The following is a 7,299-nucleotide window of genomic DNA, read 5'->3' on the forward strand; positions in this document are numbered from 1 at the left end:
CTCCCAGGCCTTGTCGGCCGGGCCCGTGGCGGAAAGGCGGATGGGGTTCTCGCCGTTGACCCCGGCCACGAAGCCGGTGAGGGTGACGTTCGCGCCCTCAAGCTGGCTCCAGGCCGCGATGGGCACCTGGCAGCCGCCGTCGAGCCCGGTGAGGAAGGCGCGCTCCGCAGCCACCTGGGCCGCGGTCTCGGGGTGATTCAGGAAGGCCAGCATCTCGGCCATTTCCGGCCGGTCACGGCGGTACTCAATGCCCAGCGCGCCCTGCGCCACTGCGGGCAGAAAGCGCGGAGGCCCGAGGATCTCCACCTTGGGCGCGGTAAGGCCCAGGCGGTTCAGGCCCGCCGTGGCCACCACGATGGCGTCGAACTGGCCTTCCAGCAGCTTGCGCACCCGGGTGTCCAGGTTGCCGCGCAGGCTCTCGATGACCAGGTCCGGGCGCAGGGTCAGCAGCTGGGCCTGGCGGCGCAGGCTGCTGGTGCCCACTTTCGCGCCCTTGGGCAGGGCGTCCAGGCCGTCATAATTTACGGAAAGCAGGCTGTCGGTCGGGGCCTCGCGCACGGGGTTCACGCCCACGATGAGCTCGGCAGGCAGCTCGGTGGGCACGTCCTTCATGCTGTGCACGGCCAGGTCGGCGCGGCCGTCGAGCAGGGCCTCCTCGATCTCCTTCACGAACAGGCCCTTGCCGCCCACCTTGGCCAGGGGCACGTCGAGGATCTTGTCGCCCGTGGTCTTGATCTTGAGCAGCTCCACGGCGAGGCCGGGGTAGCGGGACTGGAGCAGAGACTTGATGTGCTCGGCCTGCCAGAGGGCGAGCATGCTGCCGCGGGTGGCGATGATGACATTTTTCATGTGGCCGAGCCCTAGTGGCAGGAGGAGCAGGAGCCGCCGGAACAGCCTGCGCAGCCGCCGCCGGAAGGCGCGGGCGCGGCCTGGGCCGAGGGGGCGTCCATGTTCGGACCGCCGCCCATCTTGCTGCGGCAGCAGCTCATGAGCTTCTCGGTCTTGGCGGAGCCGCAGTGCGGGCAGGCCACGGCCTCATCCTGGTTGAACACCAGCTCCTCGAACTGCTTCTTACACTTCTTGCACACGAATTCGAATATCGGCATGGCGGATTCCTCGTCGGTTGTTCCCGCCGCGATGCGCGGTGCGGGTCGGGGGTGTGGTGTAGCGCAAATCCCCGTGGCTGGCAACGCGCGCCACACTCGCGGCACCAGCGGCCTGGCCCGCGCTGCCCACAATATCGAATCAAGCTATGCAACCATTACCTATTTCATAGTTGCGCGGTATGAAATAGTCAGTTACATGCCTGCGATCCATATTTTGGGAAAATGACCCAGCAAGACACTGCTGTACAGCAGGCTGCAAGGAGTATTGCCCATGAGCTGGCAAGACATGAGCCTCAGCAAGAAGATCATCGCCGCCGTAGCGCCGGTGCTCGTTCTTTTCACCATCGTGGCCGCCTGGGCGTACATGTCCATGAGCAGTATGACCGACAAGTCCGGCCAGGTGGAAAAGACCCGCGACTTGCAGATGAACCTGCTTCAGCGCGAGATCGATCACTTGAAATGGGCCCAGACCGTGAGCCTGTTCGTGAACGATGAAAGCGCGACGGGACTGAAGGCCCAGGTGGACGGCACGCAATGCGCCTTTGGCAAATGGTTCTACGGTGAAGACCGCAAATTGACCGAAGCACTGATGCCGGAACTGCGTTCGAAACTGGAGCAGATAGACGAGCCGCACAAGAAACTGCATGCCAGCGCGGCGGCAATCGCCAAGCTGCGGGCTGAAGGCAAGAACGCGGAAGCCAAGACCGTGTTCGAGAAAGAGAGTCTGGCGCAGCTCAAGATCGTGCAGGACCTCCTGGGCGACATGCGCCAGATGACGGACGAAAAGGCGGACGCCACCAGCAAACGCATGCTGGCCGACGCCAAGCTGTCGCGCCTGGTCATCCTCTGCGCGGCCGTCGTCAGCATCCTCGTGGGACTCGGTTTGAGCCTGCTGGTCATCCGGGCCATCGCCCGCCCGCTTACGGCCACGGTCGACTACGCCGACGAAGTAAGCGCGGGCAACCTGGACGCCGAGATTCCCGTGCGCCAGCAGGACGAAGTGGGCATCCTGGCCCGCGCCATCCGCGAGATGGTCAAGGTGCTGCAAAGGAAGATAGCCGAGGCCGACCTGAAGAGCAGCGAGGCCGCCGAACAGGCCCGCAAGGCCCAGGAGGCCACGCGCCAGGCTGCGGAGAGCGAAGCCCAGAGCAAGGAATTGATGCAGGAGATGCAGGCCGTGGCCAAGGACGCGGGCAGCATCGCCCTGCGGCTGTCCGCCTCGGCCGACGAGCTTTCCGCCCAGGTGGAGCAGGTTTCGCGCGGGACCGAGGTGCAGAAGGTGCGCATGGGCGAGACGGCCATCGCCATGCAGCAGATGAGCGCCTCGGTGGAGGACGTGGCCAGAAGCGCCCAGGGCGCCTCGGACAGCGCCGCGCAGACCCAGGACAAGGCCGCCACGGGCTTTGAGGTGGTGCGTGAAAGCGTGGCCGCCATCGACCAGGTGAACAGCCTTTCCCAGACCCTGCGCGAGAACATGCAGGCCCTGGGCCAGCAAACCCAGGCCATCGGGCAGGTGATGAACGTTATTTCCGACATCGCCGACCAGACCAACCTCCTGGCGCTCAATGCCGCCATTGAAGCCGCCCGCGCGGGCGACGCCGGACGTGGTTTCGCCGTGGTGGCCGACGAAGTGCGCAAGCTGGCCGAGAAGACCCAGACCGCCACCAGCGAGGTGGGTTCCATCATAGGCAGCATCCAGGAGTCCAGCCGCAAGAATCTGGAGAGCATGGACCGCGCCTCCCAGGCCGTGGGCGCGGCCACGGAGCTGTCCAACCGTTCCGGCAGCTCGCTGCAGGAGATCGTGCACCTGGCCACGTCCAGTTCCTCCCAGGTGGAGAGCATCGCCACCGCCGCGCGGGAGCAGTCCGCCGCGTCGGAGCAGATCACCCAGGCCATCGAAGAAGTGAGCCGCGTGGCCGCGGAATCGAGCCTCGGCATGAACCAGTCGGAGCGCGCCGTGCGCGACCTGGCGGGCATGGCCGGCGATCTCAAGCGGCTCATCGAGCGCCTGAGCGTGAACTAGACGTCAACGCCACGAAAAAGGGCGGCGAGGGTGTTCCCTCGCCGCCCTTTCGTTTGGGCTGATTTGGTCTGGCCCGCTACTTGGAGCCGGACTTCTTGGGAGTAGGCTTCTTGGCCGCAGGCTTCTTCGCAGCCGCCGCCTTGGGAGCCGGCTTCTTGGCCACGGGCTTCTTCACGACAGGCTTCGCGGGGGCGGCCTTCGCGGGGGCGGCCTTCTTCAGCGGGGCCGCCTTGGCCGGGGCCTCGGGCGCAGCTTCAGGCGTGGCCGCAGGCATGGCCTCGGGCTTGGCGGGCGACTTGGCGATGGCCAGGGGCCACACCTCGTCCACGCGCTCCACGAACTTCACGCTGATCTTCTTGCGCAGGTCCTCGGGGATGTCCTGCAAGTCCTTCTTGTTCTGGCTGGGGATGATGACCCGCGTCATGCCCTGGGCCACGGCCGCCAGGATCTTCTCCTTGATGCCGCCCACCGGCAGCACGCGGCCGCGCAAGGATATCTCGCCGGTCATGGCGGTGTCCGCGCTCACGGCCTTGCCGGTGAGCGAGGAGATGAGCGCCGTGACCAGGGTGACGCCCGCGCTGGGGCCGTCCTTGGGCGTGGCGCCCGCGGGCACGTGGATGTGGATGTCGCGCTTCTCGTGGAAGTCCGCCGGGATGCCGTACTTCTCCGCCTTGGCGCGGCAGATGGACACCGCCGCCTGGGCGCTCTCCTTCATCACATCGCCCAGCTTGCCCGTGAGGATGAGCTTGCCCGTGCCGGGCATGGTCGTCACCTCGACGTGCAGAATCTCGCCGCCGTACGGGGTCCAGGCCAGGCCGGTGACCACGCCCGGGGGCAGGGTCGTCTCCTTCTCGTCGTCGAGGAAGCGCGGCACGCCGAGGTACTTGTGCAGGTTCTTGTCGTTGACGGTGAAGGGTCCCTTCTCGCCCTCGGCCTTCTTGCGCGCCAGCTTGCGGCACACGGAGCCGATCTCGCGCTCCAGGTTGCGCAGCCCCGCCTCGCGGGTGTACTCGCGCACTATCTTGGCCAGGATGTCGTCGTCCATCTTGACCTCGGACTCCTTCAGGCCGTTGTCCTTGGCCTGGCGGGGCATGACGAAGCGGCGGGCGATCTTGACCTTCTCCTGCTCGGTGTAGCCGGGAATGCGGATGACCTCCATGCGGTCCAGAAGCGGGCCGGGGATGGTGTCGAGCGTATTCGCCGTGCAGATGAACATGACGCCCGACAGGTCGAAGGGCACGTTCAGGTAATGGTCGGTGAAGCTGAAGTTCTGTTCCGGGTCCAGCACCTCAAGCAGGGCCGAGGACGGATCGCCGCGGAAGTCGGTGCCGAGCTTGTCCACTTCATCGAGCATGATGACCGGGTTGCGCGTGGCGCAGCCCTTGATGCCCTGGATGATGCGGCCGGGCATGGCCCCGATGTACGTGCGCCGGTGGCCGCGTATCTCGGCCTCGTCGCGCATGCCGCCAAGGCTCAGGCGGTGGAACTTGCGGCCCAGGCTGCGGGCGATGGAGCGCCCCAGGCTGGTCTTGCCCACGCCCGGAGGACCCACGAAGCACAGGATGGGGCCCTTCATCTTGGGGTTCAGCTGGCGCACGGAGAGGTATTCGAGGATGCGCTCCTTGACCTTCTCCAGGTCGAAGTGGTCCTCGTCCAGAATCTCCTTGGCGGCCTTCACGTCGAGCCTGTCCTTGGACTGCTTCTTCCAGGGCAGCTCGGTCATCCAGTCCAGATAGGTGCGGATGACGGTGGCCTCGGACGAATCCGGATGCATGGACTCGAGGCGGGCCAACTGCTTGAGCGCCTCCTTCTTCACGTCCTTGGGCATGCCGGCCTTTTCGATGGCCTTCTTGAGGTTCTCGATCTCCTCGTCCTCGCCGCCCTCGTCGCCCAGCTCGCGCTTGATGGCCTTCATCTGCTCGCGCAGGAAGAAGTCGCGCTGGGCCTTGTCCATGCCCTCACGCGCCATGGACTGGATCTTGTTCTGCATGGAGGCGACCTCGGCCTCCTTCACCAGCTGGCCGTTCACCAGGCGCAGGCGCTCCACCGGGTCCTCGCACTCCAGGATGCCCTGGGCGTCGGCCACCTTCATGCGCAGGTTGCTGGCGATGAGGTCGGCCAGGCGGCCAGGCTCGGACACGGAGTTCAGAACTCCCATGATGTCCGCCGGGGAAATGCCGCGCAGGCTGAGGATCTTCTCGGAAAGCTCGCGCGAGGAACGCACCAGGGCTTCCTGCTCCGGGGTCAGCTCCTTGGGTTCGCTCTCGGCCACGGCCTCCACCTCGGCCAGGTGGAAGGGCTCCTCGGCCACGAAGCGCTTGATGCGCGCGCGGGAAAGGCCCTGCACCAGCACCTTCAGGCGGCCGTCGGGCATCTTCAGCATGCGCATGATCATGCCGACCGTGCCCATCTGGTAGATGTCGTCCGGGCCGGGGTTGTCCACGGTCTCGTCCTTCTGGGACGCGATGAGGATGTAGCGGTCGCCGGAAAGGGCCGCGTCAACGGCCTTCACGCTCTTCTCCCGGCCCACGAAGAGCGGGAGGATCATGTAGTTGAAGACCACGATGTCGCGCACGGGCAGCACGGGCATCACCGAGGGGATTTCCGGGCGCGGGGCGTTGTCGCCTTCTGCTCCGGGGGCTCCTCCAACGGGGATGGAACCCTCGCCCTGGTCGGACATGAGGTTCAGACGGTGGGAATTTTTCTTGTCGTCCATATGGATTCCATTGGCCGCCTGGGCCAGGCGCTGCGCCGCTGTGGGGGCGCCCGCGCGGCGGCGGAGGCGGACCGGTTTGGGGGCTTTCTTACGTTTCAAACAACTCTCCTTGCCGTCTAGCATACGCCATGCACGCACCACTTGCGCCACGCCAACGCGCTTGCGCCTTTGATGCCGGGCCTGTCTATTCTAATGCCGCTTTGGCGGGAGGCAAGGGCGCGGGGCGGAAATATGCGTCCTTTCCCGCCCTTTGGCCCCTTTGCGGGCCTTTTTCCCTTGTTTTGCGCGTCGCGCAACCTTTGCCCGTCCGTCACGCGCAGGTAACAATCGCCCGCTCCGCAGCGGCTAAAGTCGTCTCCGTAACGGTGAACAGCCCAACGCCACACAGCCTACGGAGGGTTCGACGCATGGAACAGCGGCGCATCATGGTGGTGGAAGACCACGCCCAGACCAGGGAGCTTCTGCAATACAACCTCCAGGCCGCGGGCTACGAGGTGCGCGCCGCCGGCGGCGGCGAGCAAGGGCTCGACACCATGCACCGCTGGCGGCCCGACCTGGTGCTCCTCGACATCATGCTGCCGGAAATGGACGGCCTGGAGGTCTGCCGCAGGCTCAAGCAGGTGGCGTCTTTGCGCAGCGTGCCGGTGATCATGCTCACCGCGCGCGGCGACGAGGTGGACCGCGTGGTGGGCCTGGAACTGGGAGCCGAGGACTACATCGTCAAACCCTTCAGCCCGCGCGAGCTCATTCTGCGCATAAAAAACGCCCTGCGCCGCGCAGGGACCGAGCCGGACAGCGTGGACGACATCTGGCGGCACGAGGGCCTGGTGGTGAACTTCGCCGCGCACGAGATGGACGTGGACGGCGAAAAGCGCCAGCTTACCGCCACGGAGCACAGGCTCTTGAAGGAACTCGTCCAGGCCCGCGGCCGCGTGCTCTCGCGCGACCGGCTGCTGGACACCGTGTGGAACACCGACTTCGAGGGCGCCTCGCGCACGGTGGACACGCACATGCGCCGCCTGCGCGCGAAGCTCGACGCCTACGCCGACTGCATCGAGACCGTGCGCGGCGTGGGCTACCGCTTCAAGGCCTGATCCCCCTGTTCCACTCTGCCCTGCCCGATTCGTTCCGCCGCGCGCCCGCGCACTTGTTCCATACCCGTCACACCCCGGTAACCCGCGCCCCGCGCCGCCGTGCTAGCGTTCTCCAACGCGCCGGTGCGCCGGGCCTTCTTTTTTGGAAGCTCCCGGACCCGGAGGACTCACCCAGCCGGACCACCTTCAAGGAGAACACCATGCAGACGAATCTTCGCCAGCAGTTGATGGAAGCCCTGAACGGCCTGACCCCGCGCACCTGCCCGGACCCCGACATGGACGACACCCCGCGCCTGGACGCCTGCGCGGACGAGAACGAGTACGCCTCCCGCGTGGTGGAGGTGGGCATGCAGCTGGCCC

General features: G+C 66.3%; 5 protein-coding genes. 2 read left to right on the forward strand and 3 right to left on the reverse strand.

Annotated features, from left to right (window positions below):
• Both hemC and VN419_RS03720 read right to left on the reverse strand, forming a co-directional pair.
• Nucleotides 1-849: hydroxymethylbilane synthase (hemC, locus tag VN419_RS03715; protein ID WP_325644572.1), on the reverse strand; the 849-nt coding region annotated here is incomplete at its 3' end.
• 11 nt (nucleotides 850-860) lie between these two features.
• The gene (locus VN419_RS03720) at nucleotides 861-1,106 is read right to left on the reverse strand and encodes a zinc ribbon domain-containing protein (protein WP_325644574.1); all 246 of its coding nucleotides are present in this window, start codon (nucleotides 1,104-1,106) and stop codon (nucleotides 861-863) included.
• A 271-nt stretch (nucleotides 1,107-1,377) separates the two neighbouring features.
• On the opposite strand from VN419_RS03720, the gene VN419_RS03725 reads away from it, so the two are divergent.
• Entirely contained in the window at nucleotides 1,378-3,129 is a 1,752-nt protein-coding gene (locus VN419_RS03725) for a methyl-accepting chemotaxis protein (RefSeq protein ID WP_325644576.1), read from the forward strand.
• 76 nt (nucleotides 3,130-3,205) lie between these two features.
• Here the strand turns inward: VN419_RS03725 and lon are convergent, their stop codons facing one another.
• A complete protein-coding gene (lon, locus tag VN419_RS03730; protein WP_414652916.1) occupies nucleotides 3,206-5,845 on the reverse strand; it encodes an endopeptidase La in 2,640 nt (879 codons plus the stop codon).
• A gap of 407 nt (nucleotides 5,846-6,252) precedes the next feature.
• On the opposite strand from lon, the gene VN419_RS03735 reads away from it, so the two are divergent.
• Nucleotides 6,253-6,939, forward strand: coding sequence for a response regulator transcription factor (locus VN419_RS03735; RefSeq protein WP_325644578.1), 687 nt, complete (start codon nucleotides 6,253-6,255; stop codon nucleotides 6,937-6,939).
• Nucleotides 6,940-7,299: the final 360 nt, after the last annotated feature.

It is taken from the genome of Humidesulfovibrio sp. (assembly GCF_035560995.1).
Lineage (GTDB): Bacteria > Desulfobacterota > Desulfovibrionia > Desulfovibrionales > Desulfovibrionaceae > Humidesulfovibrio.

Bases quoted from the DNA above. Each gene is read 5' to 3' on its own strand.
- VN419_RS03720 (WP_325644574.1), bottom strand. From the start codon at position 1,106: ATGCCGATATTCGAATTCGTGTGCAAGAAGTGTAAGAAGCAGTTCGAG.
- VN419_RS03725 (WP_325644576.1), top strand. From the start codon at position 1,378: ATGAGCTGGCAAGACATGAGCCTCAGCAAGAAGATCATCGCCGCCGTA.
- lon (WP_414652916.1), bottom strand. From the start codon at position 5,845: ATGGACGACAAGAAAAATTCCCACCGTCTGAACCTCATGTCCGACCAG.
- VN419_RS03735 (WP_325644578.1), top strand. From the start codon at position 6,253: ATGGAACAGCGGCGCATCATGGTGGTGGAAGACCACGCCCAGACCAGG.